Source organism: Rhodococcus sp. Leaf225 (assembly GCF_001426145.1).
Taxonomy (GTDB): domain Bacteria; phylum Actinomycetota; class Actinomycetes; order Mycobacteriales; family Mycobacteriaceae; genus Rhodococcoides.
In genome coordinates this window covers 541-16,151 of sequence record NZ_LMRN01000008.1, presented here as the reverse complement: position 1 = coordinate 16,151, position 15,611 = coordinate 541, and the positions used below count along the sequence as shown (strand labels likewise).

At 64.7% G+C, this 15,611-nt stretch carries 11 protein-coding genes and 1 pseudogene; 8 read left to right on the top strand and 4 right to left on the bottom strand.

What is annotated here, in order from left to right; genetic code table 11:
• Positions 1-8: 8 nt before the first annotated feature.
• Genes ASG69_RS03540 through ASG69_RS03530 form a run of 3 tightly spaced genes read right to left on the bottom strand, consistent with a single transcriptional unit; the run spans position 9 to position 5,256 of the window.
• The gene (locus ASG69_RS03540) at positions 9-1,130 is read right to left on the bottom strand and encodes an LLM class flavin-dependent oxidoreductase (RefSeq protein WP_056449028.1); all 1,122 of its coding nucleotides are present in this window, start codon (positions 1,128-1,130) and stop codon (positions 9-11) included.
• Complete coding sequence (locus tag ASG69_RS03535; RefSeq protein WP_056449025.1) at positions 1,127-3,211, bottom strand: hydantoinase B/oxoprolinase family protein; 2,085 nt, start codon at positions 3,209-3,211, stop codon at positions 1,127-1,129. The genes ASG69_RS03540 and ASG69_RS03535 overlap by 4 nt, the downstream gene beginning before the upstream one ends.
• A complete protein-coding gene (locus ASG69_RS03530) occupies positions 3,211-5,256 on the bottom strand; it encodes a hydantoinase/oxoprolinase family protein (RefSeq protein WP_056449022.1) in 2,046 nt (681 codons plus the stop codon). The genes ASG69_RS03535 and ASG69_RS03530 overlap by 1 nt, the downstream gene beginning before the upstream one ends.
• 354 nt (positions 5,257-5,610) lie before the next feature.
• Between ASG69_RS03530 and ASG69_RS03525 the strand changes: the two genes are divergently transcribed.
• Positions 5,611-6,717, top strand: a complete 1,107-nt coding sequence (locus ASG69_RS03525) for a zinc-dependent alcohol dehydrogenase (protein ID WP_056449018.1) — start codon at positions 5,611-5,613, stop codon at positions 6,715-6,717.
• Between the two features lie 54 nt (positions 6,718-6,771).
• Positions 6,772-7,449 (top strand): TetR/AcrR family transcriptional regulator, encoded by a 678-nt coding sequence (locus ASG69_RS03520; RefSeq protein ID WP_056449015.1) that lies wholly within the window; start codon positions 6,772-6,774, stop codon positions 7,447-7,449.
• Here ASG69_RS03520 and ASG69_RS03515 read toward each other — a convergent pair.
• The gene (locus ASG69_RS03515) at positions 7,446-8,633 is read right to left on the bottom strand and encodes a CaiB/BaiF CoA transferase family protein (RefSeq protein ID WP_056449454.1); all 1,188 of its coding nucleotides are present in this window, start codon (positions 8,631-8,633) and stop codon (positions 7,446-7,448) included. The genes ASG69_RS03520 and ASG69_RS03515 overlap by 4 nt on opposite strands.
• A 296-nt stretch (positions 8,634-8,929) precedes the next feature.
• On the opposite strand from ASG69_RS03515, the gene ASG69_RS03510 reads away from it, so the two are divergent.
• From ASG69_RS03510 to ASG69_RS23015, 6 genes and pseudogenes are all read left to right on the top strand, one after another.
• Positions 8,930-10,801 carry a flavin-containing monooxygenase gene (locus tag ASG69_RS03510; RefSeq protein ID WP_082544707.1) on the top strand — a complete coding sequence of 624 codons (1,872 nt, stop codon included), beginning with the start codon at positions 8,930-8,932 and terminating at the stop codon, positions 10,799-10,801.
• Positions 10,802-10,835: 34 nt separating this feature from the next.
• Positions 10,836-12,539 carry an AMP-binding protein gene (locus ASG69_RS03505; RefSeq protein ID WP_156380423.1) on the top strand — a complete coding sequence of 568 codons (1,704 nt, stop codon included), beginning with the start codon at positions 10,836-10,838 and terminating at the stop codon, positions 12,537-12,539.
• Positions 12,536-13,225 carry a nitroreductase gene (locus tag ASG69_RS03500; protein ID WP_056449010.1) on the top strand — a complete coding sequence of 230 codons (690 nt, stop codon included), beginning with the start codon at positions 12,536-12,538 and terminating at the stop codon, positions 13,223-13,225. Before ASG69_RS03505 ends, ASG69_RS03500 begins: the two co-directional genes overlap by 4 nt.
• An 87-nt stretch (positions 13,226-13,312) precedes the next feature.
• A complete protein-coding gene (locus ASG69_RS03495) occupies positions 13,313-14,635 on the top strand; it encodes an NtaA/DmoA family FMN-dependent monooxygenase (protein ID WP_056449448.1) in 1,323 nt (440 codons plus the stop codon).
• A gap of 59 nt (positions 14,636-14,694) precedes the next feature.
• The gene (locus tag ASG69_RS03490; protein WP_056449006.1) at positions 14,695-15,306 is read left to right on the top strand and encodes a TetR/AcrR family transcriptional regulator; all 612 of its coding nucleotides are present in this window, start codon (positions 14,695-14,697) and stop codon (positions 15,304-15,306) included.
• Positions 15,307-15,385: 79 nt separating this feature from the next.
• Positions 15,386-15,611, top strand: a pseudogene (locus tag ASG69_RS23015) (acyl-CoA dehydrogenase family protein); the annotation flags it as partial.

Here is a 15,611-nt window from a genome sequence, read left to right as displayed (position 1 = left end):
GCGAACCCTCAGTCGAGTGACGACGCCGCGGGACTCCTCCCCCGGTTCGGCACGCGGGGCAGAATGGATTCGACTGCGAGGCCGTAACTCTCGCCTGCCTTACCGTCCAGGTCTGCGGTCCAGAAATTGAACCGTTCGATCCCGATGTCGACGAGGCGCTCTATCCGCTCCACGCATCGATCGGGGTCTCCGACCAGTGCGAACTGATCGATGTAGTCGTCATCGAGCACCCGGGAGTGCGCACCGGCAGCATCGCCGTGCTTCGTCATGTCGTAGGTGGATTTGACCCGTTCGAGGTTGGCGCGCTGAGACTCGCTCACGGGTCCGGTGATCGAGTTGCTCATCACCGCGAATCGACTGTGCGACGTGACGATTCCCCGACTCAGTTCGCGAGCGAACTCGACGTCCTCGTGCGGGTACAGCGGCAGATACGCGCCGAAGCGCACGGATCCGGGTTCCCGCCCTGCCCGATCCATCTCCTCACGTGCCACGTCGATCGCCCACTGGAGTCTGTGCTCGTCTGCACCCAGCGAGAACGAGATCCAATCGGCGTGCCGAGCTGCTGCGGCGATGACCTTGGGGCCGCTGGCCGCGACCTCGATCTCCACAGGCGGAAGGTCCGCGGGAAGCCAGTGCAGCCGACTGGTTTCCGGCGCGTTGGCGATGGCGATGCCGTCGAGCCCGGGACGTCCGACAGCAAGCATGCTCGCCGAATCGGACATCGGAACGCCGTCGTTCCGCAGATACGACTTCAGCATCGACAACACCTTGTCGAACGTCGCCACGGTCGCAGGTCGGGCTCCGATGTGAGCCAACGCCGAGTCACCACGTCCGATACCCAAGGACATCCGGCCCCCCGAGATGACCTGGACGGTCGCCGCGAGATTAGCCAGGACGGATGGATGACGTGTCACGGGATTGCTGGTGCCTGTCCCCAGTTTCAGCGTGCTCGTGGACACCGCGGCGAGAGTGAGCACCGCGAACGCGTCCCCCATGAGGCACTGGGAGTCGACCAGCGAAGCACCGTCCCACCCGTCGGATTCCAGGCGTTGCGCACGTTCGGCCAACTTCCGCGGGTCACGACTGCTCGACGGTGACACCAGGGTCGTCCACGCTTCGACGTCTTTCATGCAGTCACCCAACTCGTGGGCATGTACTCGAAGGAGATCCCTTCGCCCACCGGCACGACCTCCACGTGGAGGAAGTGCCCGGTGACCGGGTCGAGGTATGCCCGCCGTTCGGAGGCACCCCCGATCTCCTCGACCAGAACTGGGGCGCCGTCCGTCCACGGACGAGGCGCCTGCGCCAGTACCGCCCCGGACGCACTCGCCACGGCGAGGTCTCCTCGCTGATCGACATTCGGACCGATGGGCAGACCTGCCTCGTCCGACACCACCGTCTGCTCCATCGGGACAGCCGCAGCCCGCGCCGCTGCCAGGCGCCTCGAACCGATCTCTGCCCGACGGCGACTCGTTGCATCCTCGTCCCCCGGCACGACGCCGTAAATCTCGGCAGCGTCCTCGACGGAGACATACCCGGCATCGATGTCGGCTTCCACGAGAGCGGGCGCACGATCGATCGGATCGCCCCACGCCGCTCCACTTCCCGCCCAGCACAGAAACTGATCGCCCGGCTTCAGTTCGAATCCCTGATCGGTCAAGGCCAGCGGCTTCCGCGTGCCGTCAGCGAGCTGGATCGCCATCCGAGATGTCGTTCCGTCGAGTCCCCCGGCAGTTCCTGCCGTCGACAGGAGATCGTGCTGGCCGATACTGGTGCCGAACAGCGACGCGTCGCTCGTCGACCGGAAACCCAGTTCCACGCCGGCGCCGCCGCGGTGCGCTCCGTGTGCCATGCGCGTTCCCCGGCGGCGGAAGTCGATGCGCAACGGGTACCACGACTCGGTCGTCTCGACGTCGGCAGGTTCGATCGTGTTCTGCTTCCCGACGATTTCGCAGTAGAAATCGGTTCCGTCGCGGTCGGCGCCCGCCGACGAGCCCGCCGCCGAGGAGTCCTGCATCAACCATGCCAGGGGCTCGCCCGAGTGACCGGGACCGGACCAGGTCAAGAGGAACTTTCCCGAATGCGGCGGAATGGCGGACAGGAATCGGCTGACGTACGAACCCGGGGCCGACGACGCTGCTGCGACCAGGCAGCGCAGGGCCGCGCTGACAGCATCCATCGACGCGAGCAGATGCGCGGCACCGACCGGGGCCGGCGGAAGGGCGTTGAGGATCGAACCCTCCGTGCACTTGACCTCGAAGGCATCCAGGTAGCCCTGATTGTGCGGCAGATCGCCCACCAGGTAGAGCGCCAGGTACATGCTCAACATGCTCTTGACGACATGGTCCTTGGAATTGAGGAAGCTGGCGACCTGCGGTGCCGCGCCGTCGAAATCGAAGACGAGGGACGACCCGTCGACCGTCATCGCACACGGAATCTTGTGGAACGCACCTCGCCATTCCGCATACGTCGTGTAGCGGTACGTACCGTCGGCCAATTCGGCGATCCGACCTCGGATCGCCGCCAGCGCACGTCGATTCAGGTCGGCGATCGCGAAGCGAAATCGTTCGATCCCGGTTTCCTCGACCAGGGTGGAGAGCCTGTCGTGGCCGACGTTGATGCCGGCCACCAGTGCGCGCAGGTCCATCTCGACGAGGTGCGCGACGCGGACATTGTTGAGGAAGATCGCCCACACGTCTCGCTGCTCCACGCCGCTGCGGACCAGACGTACGGGCGGGAAGCGCAGCGCCTCCTGGTAGCACTCGGTGGCGTTGGGGGCGAACGATCCCGGCACCATGCCGCCGAGATCCATGAGGTGCGCCGAGTTCACCACCCATGCGACGAGCTCGCCGTGCACGAAGACGGGCCTCAGTACGAAGACGTCCTGCGGGTGCAGTCCGCCGCCACCGTGCGGGTCGTTCGAGAGGAAGACGTCGCCCGCGGCGATGTCGTCGTGCACCGCCAATACCGTCTTGACAGCATTGGTGGACTCGTTGAACTGCATCGTGATCTTGCCGCCGCCGATGACGAGATCGCCCGCCCCGTCGAGGATCGCGGTGCAGTAGTCACCGTTCTCGACGACGATCGGACTGATCGCGGTCCGCTCGATCACCCTCGATGCCTCGGCGACGAGCGCTTCCAGTCGGTGCCGTAGAACCTCGACCGCGATCACGTTCATGGTGACGGTCGGGTTCTCCTGCAGAGCGGTCATCAGATTGCCTCCATCTTCAAGGTGTGGCGGGAGTCGCGCGTCGCGCGGTAGCCGTCGGGAACCACGATGGTCGTGTCTCCCTGGTCCACGATCGCCGGCCCGGTGAACGTGTGTCCTGGACGCAGATTGGCTGCGACGTAGACATCGACGGATCGACGGCCGTTCTCGTCGAGGAGGATCTGCCGCGTTCCGTCGGGCTTCGCTGTCGTGTCGACGCCGTCGGGATCGATCTGTATGGCCGCGCGCGGGAGTTTCCCGATGCCGATGGCGCGCACGGCGGCCACTTCGACGGGAGTTCCCAGGGTGATGGCACTCGTGCCGTAGCGCTGGGAGTACTGCTCGAGAAAGTGATCCTTGATCTGCGCGGCGTCGAACGCTCCGTCACCGAGGGGAATCGTCAGCTCGAACGACTGCTGGTGGAAGCGAATGTCCGCTTCGAATTCGACGCGACGCCCGGACTCCGGCACCCCGTTGCGTTCGACATCGTTGTACACGTCCTGGCCGAGGCTCTTCATCTTGGCCGAGAGCGACTCAGTGTCAACGGCATCGATCAACTGGTCGACAGAGGTGAGGCGTTCTCGTCGAACCTCGGCGCACGCGGCACCGAAGGCGGACAACACCGACGCCGGGAGCGGAACCAGCACGGTCGGCACCCCCGCGATCCGAGCCAGATCCCCGGAGAAGAGAGGCCCGGATCCGCCGTAGCCGAGAAAGGCCAGCGATCGGGGTTCGAGACCACTCGACGTCGCCAGGAGCCGGGCGGCCTTGCCCATCTGCTCGACCGCGATCGCATGGATGCCCAGCGCGACCTCCTCACCGCTCAGACCGAGTCGGGCACCGACGGTGGCACACGCCTCCAGCGCGGCCGCAGCGTCCAGCGGCATGGTGCCACGCAGGAACGATGCCGGATCGATGTAGCCCAGTACGACCATGGCGTCGGTCAACGTAGGTTGCGTACCGCCGCGCCCGTAACAGGCCGGACCGGGCATGGCGCGCGCGGATTCCGGGCCCACCCGCAGGAGCCCCCGGTCGTCGACCCAGGCTATCGACCCTCCCGCCGCTCCGATGGACTCGACGTCGACCGTCGACTGAGCAGTGATGACACCGTGCAGCGTTCCGCGCTGTGTGCGCTGCGGAAGGCCGTCCCGAACCAGTGCCACATCGAAGCTCGTGCCGCCGGCGTCGCCGCACAGCGCGTTCGAGAACCCGGCTGCGGCCGCGAACTCGGCGGCCGCGACGACACCCGCAGACGGCCCCGAGGAGTTCAGGCTGAACGGTGATCGCCGGGCCTCGTCGAGCGTGGTCGTGCCCCCGTTCGCCTGGAGGAGGAGCATGGGTGAACGCAGACCCATGTCGACAAGAGTCTTTGCGAGATCGTCGATTCCGTCCAGCGCATTACCGCTGAACGCATTGAGCACCGCGACCATCGTCCGTTCGTACTCGCGAATGGACGGGTGCAGTTCCGCACCCGAGAACACCGGAATCTCCGGGTACCTCTCCCGCGCGATGGCCGTCACACGCTCCTCGTGTGCCGAGTTCGCGAAGGACCACAACAGCGATACGGCGATCGACTCGACACCCTGATCCCGGACGAGCTCGTCCAGCGCCGCGATCGCCGCGGCCTCGTCCAGCTCGTCGACGACGACGCCACCCCGACCGATACGTTCGGGCACTCCCCTGACGCACGAGCGTTCGACCGGTTGCCAGGGCACCTCCAGCCACCCGTCGACGGAGACGCGGCGGCTTCGGGCGGACGAGATGACGTCCTCGAATCCCGCGGTCGTCAGCAGGCCCACGCGCATTCCCCTGCGCACCGTCAGGACGTTGGTGACAGCGGTGGTGCCCAGACCGAAGCGCTCGACCTTCGGCATCAGGTCCGCGCTGGTCGTTCCGGCTCGCGCAGCAACGTTGTCGCATGCTTGGAGCACGCCGCGGCCGAACTCCTGTGGATCCGTCGGCGCTTTGTCGCGCCAGGTTCGCTCACCGTCGCTCAAGACGATGTCGGTGAAGGTTCCACCGACGTCGACTCCGATTGTGAAACCCATCTGAAACTCCTCGTGTCGGGTGCAGCCGAGCTCCGGCAGCTATCACTCATGCGGTCGATCGAGCCCGGCGACAGCCGATGCAGATCTCATCTCCGCTTAATCGACATAGTAGTCGAATGTGACCTGCGACGCTAGATGCAGATCACACTTCCTCGATCCGGTGAGCTGCTGCACTTCGGCGGTTGACCACGTCTCGTCCGGTGGGATATACCTGTAAATCAAACACTGTTTGGATACAGTGTGTCGGCAAACAAGGGTTTCCGACCTGCAACGATTCAACTTCGGCACTCGCGGCCGGCGCACTCGGTCACAGGACGATGCGCCCATCTGCCTCGACCCTGGAAAGGTGATTACATGGAACAGGCGACTGCGCTCGTCCAACACGGCGCCGGCAAGTTCGAGTTCGAGAACTTCGACCTGCCGGTACTCGGCGAGGGCGACGTATTGGTGCGTGTCGAGGCGAACGGACTGTGCGCGTCCGATGTCGAAGCGTACGAAGGGCTCGACCGGGACTGGGATGAACGTCCTCGCATTCTCGGCCACGAGATAGCCGGCACCATCCAGGACATGGGGCCGGCGACGGTCAATCGCCGCGGCCTCGCCGTGGGCGACCGGGTGTGCGTCAATCCGTTCGTCTCGTGCGGCATCTGTCGTTCGTGCCTGATCGGCGATCTTTCCGGCTGCACAGGCCATGTCGAGAGATTGCGGTACGGAATGGTGCCGACATCGGTGTCGCCCAGCCTGTGGGGTGGGTACTCGACACACGCATTCGTTCCGCGCAACGGCATCCTGTACAAGGTGCCGCCCGAAGTCGATGCCCTCGATGCCACTCTGTGGCAGCCCATAGCCGGCGGATACGAGTGGGCGATCGCCCAGGGCGGTTTGCGCGTCGGCGATCGGCTTCTCGTCCTGGGACCGGGTCAACGGGGCCTCGGAGCAGTGCTGGCCGCCCGTCATGCCGGTGCGGGCAAGATCGTGGTCACCGGTCTCACCAAGGACAGATTCAAACTGGATGTCGCTCTTCGACTCGGTGCCGACGCGGTCATCGACGTGGAATCGGAAGACTTCGTCGCTCGGTGCATGGAGCTTTCGGACGGCGAGGGTTTCGACGTGGTGCTGGACACCACACCTCACGCGGTCACCCCGATCAACGAGTCGGTCGCTGCTCTCCGGCGCGGCGGCACGATCATGGTCATCGGGGTGAAACTCCGTACTCTCGACGGCTTTCCGATCGACCAGTTCCTCTACAAGCGGGGCACCCTCAAGGCGGTGCCGGGCAGCACCGACCGTTCCTACCGCCTGGCGCTGGACCTCGTGGCGAACAATCCGAAGGCCCTGTCCGAATTGCGTACACACGTCTTCGGCTTCGATCGGCTCGGGACAGCACTGGACGTGTTGAAGGGTCAGGTCGCCGGTGAGAACGCCATCAACGTCGTCGTCACGCCGAACTTCACGCCCTGACGAGCGGGACCTCTACCAGGCATCCATCCCGGAGACGAAGGTAGGCTCGGCACGGTGCAGAAGAAGACAGAGAACGGTCAGCGCGGGCTCGGTCGCCCGAAGACGGCTCTGATCACCCGCGAATCGATCGTCGATGCTGCACTCGTCATCGTCGATCGCGATGGCCCCGAGGGACTCAACCTGCGGAAGATTGCCACGGCGCTGGACGTCACCGCCGCCTCGCTGTACCACCACTTCGCGAACAAGGAGGAGATCCTCGCGGAGTTGACGATGCACCTGCTGCGCAAGCAACGAATACCGAAGCAGCAGGACAGCTGGCAGAACACGTTCGTCAACGGCACTCACCAGTATCGCCGCACGTTGATCGAACATCCCCGTGCAGCACCGATCCTCGCAGCACGCTTGTGGCAGAGCTACTCGTACGCGAAGTTCGAGCACTCCCTGTCGTCGATGGCGGCCGGAGGAGTTCCCGAGAACCTCCAGCTCGCGATCATGCGAGCCGGAGAGATGCTGGGTCTCGCCTCGGCGCTCATCGGCCCGGACTGGGACAACAGCAAGTACGGAGACGTACCCGAGCAGTACCCGACCTTGCGGCGCGCTATCGAAGCCGACACCTGGACGGCCGAGGAGTCACTGGACATCACCGTGCGAGCACTCATCCGAGGTTTCGAGGCGCTTGCCGAAGAAGCGACGGTCTCCGGGAAGCCGACGGGCGAGACGGACGCACACTAGTCCGAGTCGGCTCGAGACCCGATCACTCCGTCGATCTCCCACTGGCGCACGCTCTCCGGGCCGAAGCCGAGTTCCGTCAGAAGGTCGATCGTGTGCTCTCCGATCTTCGGAGGTCTTGCTCCGACACGAGCGGGAGTGCGGCTGAGCCGAGGCGCCGGTGCCGGCTGCAGCACACCCTCCCTGGACAGGAAGCTCTGTCGCTCCAGGCTCTGTGGGTGTTCCGCCGCTTCGTGCATGTCGAGTACCGGTGAGAAGCAGATAGCGCGACCTTCCAACCGCTCGCACCATTGTTCACGAGTAGCACTCCCGAAAAGAGTGTCGAGCTGCACTTTTCGCCATGCCCACAGCGCTCGGTCGTGCTGGTCGTCCCACTCCTTTCCGTCGAGGCCGAGTGCGTCGCGTAGTTCGGCATAGAACTGCGGCTCGTTCGCCGCGATGGAGATCCAGTGTCCGTCCGAGCATCGGTAGGCGTCGTAGTGCGGCGCTGCGCCGGACAGGAAATGCTCGCCTCGCTCCGTCGTCCCGGCACCTGCAGCGCTCATGCTGTAGTTCATCGTGTTCAGCAGTGCAGCACCTTCGGTCATGGCGGCATCGACGACCTGTCCCCTCCCGGACGATGTCACCTCGTGGAGAGCTGCCATGACGCCGAACAACAGGAACATCGCACCACCCCCGAAGTCTCCTACCAACGCCAACGGCGGAGTCGGAGGTGAGTCCGGCCGCCCGATGCCCTCGAGCACGCCCGCCAGCGCCAGGTAGTTGATGTCATGCCCGGCAACCTGCGCGTAGGGACCGGTCTGTCCCCACCCCGTCATCCGTCCGTAGATCAGGTCGGGGCGCCGTGCCATACAGTCGTCGGGACCGAGCCCCAACCGTTCCGCGACTCCCGGCCGCATTCCCTCGAGTACGACGTCGCACGTCTCGATCACGCGTAGAACGACGTCGCGGCCTTGCGGCGTGGTGACGTCCACGCTGAGTGAACGCTTGCCGCGGAGATTGATGCTGGTGTGCCGAAGCTCGTCGACGTCCGCGGCATGCGCGCCCCGACCCACCCGGTCCAGGCGGATGACATCTGCGCCCATGTCGGCGAGCATCATTCCCGCGAAAGGGACGGGTCCGATTCCCGCCAGTTCCAACACCCGTAGCCCTTGCAGTGGCCCCGGAGCACCGTCCGTCGAATTCATGATCACTCCTTGATCTTTCGCCACTCTCGGGCCGCCGGCCGACGCGGTAGAACAGCCCGTGAGATCTCCCGGTACCGCCTCGCCGCAACGGTGGCACTGTTCCCCGTAGTGGGGGTTGACGGGCCTGTCCGATGGACGTACCGTTCGAGAGAAGTCAACTAAACATTGTTTAGTTAGTCAAGACCTACTCGACTTCGACCGCCCCCGCTGTGCGCGGAGTCGAAGCACGACAACTGCTTCCGTAGCGCGCCCCGATCACCGATGGGCGAATCGACACAAGACAGGGACAGCGAAACATGACGAGCACGCACTCGACACCCACACACCCGACGACATCGGACTTCGAACAGATTCGAGCGTCGCTCGTCGCCGGGCTCCACAAGTCTCCCGAGGAGTACCGGGAAATCTACCGCCGCGAGCGAGACAAGAGGATCAGGGTCGACGGGGTCGCCCAGTACCAGGGCGCGATCGACACGTACGAAGGATTCGCCGACGACCCCTTCATGGACGTCGAACCTCGGGCCGCCGTCGACGAGGACGTCGAGGTCGTCATCATCGGTGGCGGGTTCGGCGGTCTGCTGGCAGGTGCGCGGTTGCGGCAACAAGGATGTACCGATATCCGAATTCTCGACGAAGGTGGAGATTTCGGTGGGGCCTGGTACTGGAACCGGTACCCCGGAGCGATGTGCGACATCGAGTCGTACATCTACCTACCGCTTCTCGACGAGGTCGGTTACGTCCCGACGATGAAATACGCGAAGGGGCCCGAGATCCGGGCCCATGCCGCGCGGATCGGACGTCACTTCGGACTGTACGAGAAGGCCACGTTCCACACACGTGTCGAGAGCGTCGAATGGGATCACGACCGCGCCGTCTGGCAGATCCGGACGAACCGCGGCGACGTTCTCCGCGCATCGAGCATCGTCATCGCCAGCGGCCCGCTGAGCAAGCCGAAGTTCCCACGCATCCCCGGCATCGAGCATTTCGGCGGCCACGTCTTCCACACCAGCCGCTGGGACTTCGGATACACGGGCGGCGACGAGACAGGCGGAATGAGCGGTCTCGCCGACAAGCGGGTCGGGATCGTGGGCACGGGCGCGACCTCCCTGCAAGCGGTTCCCCAATTGGCCGAATCTGCAGGCGAACTGGTCGTCATCCAGCGGACACCCTCCACGGTCGACGTTCGCGCGAATCGTCCGACGGATCCGGAGTGGGCGGAGTCGTTGCAACCGGGTTGGCAGCAGGATCGGATGAAGAATTTCATCACCATCGTCAGCGGAAACGCGGTGACGACGGATCTCGTGGCGGACGGGTGGACATCGATCTACGAGCGCCTGACGGGGCGAGCAGTTCGCCCGGTGGCAGAGCAACTGGGTAGGCGACTCTCGCCGGCAGAGAAGGACGAGATTCTCGAACTGCTGGATTTCAAGAAGATGGACGAGATCAGGGATCGCATCGAAGCGACCGTCGCGGATCCCGACACCGCCGAGTCGCTCAAACCCTGGTATCGCCTGCTGTGCAAGCGCCCGGGATTCCACGACGAGTACCTCGACACGTTCAATCGTCCCAACGTCACTCTGCTCGACACCATGGGACAAGGGATCGAACGCATCGAGAAGGGTGCTGTGGTGGCCGGCGGCCGGACCGTCGAACTGGACTGCCTCATCTTCGCCACCGGTTTCGAGGTCGGAACTCAGTACACCAGCAGAAACGGTTACGACGTGGTCGGGCGCAATGGAATACGTCTGAGCGAGAAATGGCAGGACGGGTTCAGCACATTCCACGGTCTGCATTCCGCCGGCTTTCCCAACTGCTACTTCATGGGCCGGATACAGACCGGGACATCGGTGAACTACATGCACACGGTCAACGAGCAGTCAAAGCACATCGCCTACATCTATTCCGCTCAGAAGGCAGCCGATCTCGGCCCGCTGGAAGCATCGCCACTCGCGGAGAAGGAATGGCGTGACGAGATCATCCGCTCGTCGAAGTCGAGCCAGGCATTCTACGAGGAGTGCACTCCGGGCTACTTCAACAACGAGGGCAAGCCGGGCGATGCCAACGGACTGTTCTCCGGCGGCTACGGAGACGGACCCCTCAAGTTCTTCGACCTCTTGAAGAATTGGCGCGAGGAGGGATCGCTCCGTGGCCTCGACCCGATCGCATGAGCGCAATCCCGACCACGTCCGCAGTGAGGAACTCATGACCGACCCCGATCTCGCGTTCGCCCGCACCGGAAACGAATCATCAGTCCCTGCAGAGCCGTTCATGAATATCGCGAGCGCACTGCACACGTGGGGACGTACGAGACCGGGACGCACGGCCGTACGCATAGACGACACCGTGCTGACGTACGACGGCCTGGACACGGCGACCGCAGCGCTGGCAGGAGGCCTCCTACAGCTCGGCGTGGCCAAGGGCGAGCGCATCGTGTATCTCAGTGCCTACAGACGCGAGGTGTTGCTCACCGTTCTCGCCACATACCGACTCGGCGCGGTGAACGTCGTGTTGAACGAGTACCTGAAAGGTGACTCGCTCCGTCATCAACTCGTCGATGCCGCGCCCAGCGTGATCGTGGTGGATTCCGATGGTCTGAGCATGCTCGCCACTCTCGCGCTCGACGTCCCGGAGCTGAGAACGGTTGTCGTACTGGACGACGGAACGTCGCACCCGCTTCCGGGGGTGCCGTTCGACCTGGTCGCGTGGAGCACCGTGGCCTCCGGACCTCTTCTGCACGAACTCGAACTCGCCGGGCCCGACGACCCGGCCCAGATCGTCTACACGTCGGGCACCACCGGACTGCCCAAGGGCTGCGTCCTCAGCCAGCGGTACCTCCTGCATCAAGGTGAGGTCTTCGGGCCGTGGTCGGGGCTGCGTGACGACGACGTGTACATGTCGTCCGCGCCGCTCTACCACGTCAGTGGCATACACGTGCTGACCACCGGACTCATCGCGGGAGCCGAGGTGGTCGTCGTTCCCCGTTTCAGCGCGTCGGCGTTCTGGGACCGCGTGCGACGGTACGGAGTGACCGCGTTCCACGGCCTCGGATTCACCACCCTCGCGCTTCTCGGACAGCCCCCGCGCGACGACGACAGAGAACATCCCCTGCGATTCTTCTGGAGCGGCGCGGCGCCGCACGAGGCCAAGGAGGAATTCGAGAATCGGTTCGGCGTCCGAGTGATCGGTGGCGGATACGGCCAGACCGAATTCAATCCGGTCGCCATGGTGCAGTCGGACTATCCACCCGGAGACCGCAACTCCATGGGGCGGCCGCTCGATCACGTCGAACTCCGGTTGACGGACGATTCCGGCAACGACGTGCCGGACGGTGAGGTCGGCGAGATCGTGCTGCGCCCTACCCGACCCGGCGTGATGTTCACCGGATATTGGCGCCAGCCGGAAGCGACGCTGAAGACATGGCGCGACCTGTGGCACAGAACGGGCGACCTGGCTCGATACGACGTCACCGGCAACCTTCAATTCGCCGGCCGCGCGAACGATTCCATGCGACGACGCGGCGAGAACGTCTCCGCATTCCAGGTCGAGCACGCGATCTCCAAATTCCCTGCTGTGCGCGAAGTAGCGGTGTTCGGCGTACGCATAGACACCGAAGTCGACGACTGCATCAAGGCGGACATCGTCGTTCACGACCGATCGTCCTTCACGATCGAGGAGTTCGCGGAATTCGTCAACGTCGAACTTCCCTATTACGCCACCCCACGATTCATCGAGATCGTCGATGCCCTACCTCGGAACGCGAGTGGGAGGATCACCAAACACACGTTGAACCGCAGTGTGACCGACTCGGCGGTGGTCGATCTGCACGAATCCGGACTCGCCGTCAGCCGACACGCTCGACGCTCGGCCCCTGCAGTCCGACCGGATCGCGACGAACAGACGACATGAGTTCGAGCGATCACACCGACACCGACGTTCTCGCTCGCCTGCTGCGCGGGCGAAGCAGCTGTCGCGGCTATGTGGACGAGCAGGTGCCGCGGCATGTCATCGAGCACGTGCTCGATCTGGCGCGGTTGACTCCGTCCTGGTGCAACACGCAGCCATGGCACTTGTTGGTGACCGAGGGTGCGGGCACAGCGCGGTTTCGAGACGCTCTCGTCGAGTACTCGTCCGGCGCGGAGGCCGAGCCCGATCTTCCTTTCCCGCTTTCCTATTCGGGGATACATCGGGATCGGCGACGAGAGTGCGGATGGCAACTGTACGAGAGCGTGGGGGTGGAGAAGGGCGATCGAGCAGCCTCGTCCCGGCAGGCAGCACGAAATTTCGAACTCTTCGGTGCACCCCATACGGCGATCGTGACCACGGAAGCGGAGCTCGGCGTCTACGGCGCCGTGGATTGCGGGCTCTATGTACAGACCTTCCTGCTGGCCGCTCACAGTGTAGGACTCGCAGCGGTGCCCCAGGCGGCGCTGGCGGCGCACTCCCCCTTCATCAGGAAGTACTTCGACCTCCCGGAAAACCGTGTCGTGCTGTGCGGCATCTCATTCGGTTATCCCGATGCAGGGCATCCCGCCAACGGGTTCCGAACGCGGAGGGCGCCAGTGGAGGACACCTTCGACTGGGTCACCGACTGAGCAGTCGGAAAGTCGATGTCCGCCCATGGGAAGAAACTCCGATCGAGGAACGTTGTCGCTTCAACGCCACAAGCAATGAGGAGTGTCATGACCGACCGCCAGATGATCCTGGGAATGCAGCTCGGAAACGGGTACGGAACTCAACCGACGGCGTGGCGAGCGCCGGGCGTCGATCCGTCGAACTACACGAGTTTCGATGCCCTCGTCCGATACGCCCGATCCGCCGAGCGTGGGAAGGTTGCGTTCCTGTTCTTTCCGGATTTCCTCGCGCAGATCGGGGAGGGCCACGATCACGAGGCGCCCATGCTGACGCTCGAACCCATGATCACGCTGGCGGCCATCGCCCGTGAGACGGAGCGCATCGGCCTCGTCGCGACCGGATCGACGACATTCAACGAGCCGTACAACATCGCGCGCAGTTTCAAGGCCCTCGACGTCATGAGCCATGGGCGTGTCGGATGGAACGCCGTGACCACGAGCGATCCAGCGGCGGCGGCCAACTTCGGCAGACAGATCGCCCCGCGACCCGAGCGCTACCAACGAGCTCACGAGGTGATCCAGATGACTCAGGCGCTCTGGGGCAGCTGGGAGCGTGACGCATGGTTGAAGGACACTGCAACCCCTCGATTCGTCGACTCGAGCAAGATCCGACCGATCAACCTCAGCGGGAAGTACGTGGCGTCCACAGGACCACTGGCGATACCACCGTCCGAACAGGGCCAGCCCGTCATCGTCTCCGCGGGCGGCGGCGAGTACGGCCTCGAGATCGCGGGGCGGTATGCGAGCGCGGTCATCGGCGCCGTCTTCACGATCGAGGACGCGAAAGCGCAGCGAGCTGCAGTCCGCGCCGCTGCGGAACGCGCGGGCCGAGATCCGGACGAGGTGAAATTCTTCGCGGGCGTGATGCCTGCTATCGCCCGAACGAAACGGGAGGCACTCGATCGCCGCCTCGCACTGGGTGAGCAGTCCTTCGCGAGCCGCGTGCCGTACCTCGGTGCCATGCTGGGACTTCCCCTGACCGCAGAGCAGATCGACCGTCCGCTCACATCCGATGAGCTGGCCACCGCACGAGCGCATCCCGGCGATCCACGGTCCGCTCGGGCTCTCGAAGTCGCACGAGAAGGTTGGACGATCCGCGAGACGCTCGCCCACGGGGTCATCGACTACCACCCCACCCCCATCGGCCCTGCGTCCACGACAGCGGACCACCTGCAGACGTGGTTCGAGGCCGGCGCGGCGGACGGATTCTGGGTCGCGATCGACATCTACGAAGACGGAATCGACACCTTCGTCGACGAGGTCGTGCCGATTCTGCAAGAGCGTGGTCTGTACCACCGTGACTACGAGGGACCGACCCTGCGCGACAACCTCGGCGTGCCGGATCAGTACGGACTCGACCCGCGAGTGTGAGAAGCCGACGGCTCGGCGCCGAGCACGACAGGGGTGCCGGGCCTCTACGCTCTTACCTCATGACAAAGGACGGTTCCTGGCGGGAGTACGAGTCCGATCCGCTTCCCCCCATTCTCGCCGCCGCGCTCGTCGCCTTCGTGGACCAGGGCTACCACGGCACGTCGGTACGCGAGATCGCTTCTCGGGCAGGGCTTTCGGTTCCCGGTCTCTATCACCACCATCCGTCGAAACAGGCGATGCTGGTGGCCATCACCTCCGCCGCGATGAGCGAACTGCTCGACCGATCGACCCGCGCGGAAGAAGAAGCCGGCGCTGACCCCGTGAACCGTTTCGACGCGGTCGTGGAGTCACTGCTTCTCTTCCACGTCCACCGGCAGGACGTCGCCTTCCTCTGCTCCACCGAGATTCGCAGCCTCGATGACGGCAACCGTGAGGCCTACCTCGCGCAACGGGACGCCCAGCAACGCATGCTGGACCGGATCGTGCTGGACGGCGTCGAGTCGGGAACGTTCGCGACGTCGCACCCCCTCGACGCGAGCCGCGCTGTGACGACCATGTGCGTCGGAGTAGCCACCTGGTACCGATCCGGCGGGCGCTTGGACCCGCGCGCACTGGTCGAGGTGTATTCCGAACTCGCGCGGGGCACCGTGGGAGCCGATTGGCGCGGCTGATCACCCTTGACCGATCGCTCCGCCGTCTGACACCATCGGGGTGACCGAGCGATCGCTCGGTCGGTACCTGGAGGTAAGCATGGCGATCGATCTGACCTACGACCCGAGCGTCCGCGAGTGGATCGACCGCACCCGCACCTTCACGCGTGAGCACGTCCTGCCCATCGAGGACAAATTCCTCGGTGACGTGACCGCCGCGGGCGGGGACGACCTGCGCCGGGAACTGCAGGCCGCAGCCAAGGACGCGGCGGTGTTCGCCCCCCACGCGCCCCGCGAGTTCGGCGGCGGCGGTTTGTCCATGAGCA

Bases quoted from the DNA above. Each gene is read 5' to 3' on its own strand.
- ASG69_RS03495 (WP_056449448.1), top strand. From the start codon at position 13,313: ATGACCGACCGCCAGATGATCCTGGGAATGCAGCTCGGAAACGGGTAC.
- ASG69_RS03510 (WP_082544707.1), top strand. From the start codon at position 8,930: ATGACGAGCACGCACTCGACACCCACACACCCGACGACATCGGACTTC.
- ASG69_RS03540 (WP_056449028.1), bottom strand. From the start codon at position 1,130: ATGAAAGACGTCGAAGCGTGGACGACCCTGGTGTCACCGTCGAGCAGT.
- ASG69_RS03525 (WP_056449018.1), top strand. From the start codon at position 5,611: ATGGAACAGGCGACTGCGCTCGTCCAACACGGCGCCGGCAAGTTCGAG.
- ASG69_RS03535 (WP_056449025.1), bottom strand. From the start codon at position 3,211: ATGACCGCTCTGCAGGAGAACCCGACCGTCACCATGAACGTGATCGCG.
- ASG69_RS03530 (WP_056449022.1), bottom strand. From the start codon at position 5,256: ATGGGTTTCACAATCGGAGTCGACGTCGGTGGAACCTTCACCGACATC.
- ASG69_RS03515 (WP_056449454.1), bottom strand. From the start codon at position 8,633: ATGAATTCGACGGACGGTGCTCCGGGGCCACTGCAAGGGCTACGGGTG.
- ASG69_RS03505 (WP_156380423.1), top strand. From the start codon at position 10,836: ATGACCGACCCCGATCTCGCGTTCGCCCGCACCGGAAACGAATCATCA.
- ASG69_RS03500 (WP_056449010.1), top strand. From the start codon at position 12,536: ATGAGTTCGAGCGATCACACCGACACCGACGTTCTCGCTCGCCTGCTG.
- ASG69_RS03490 (WP_056449006.1), top strand. From the start codon at position 14,695: ATGACAAAGGACGGTTCCTGGCGGGAGTACGAGTCCGATCCGCTTCCC.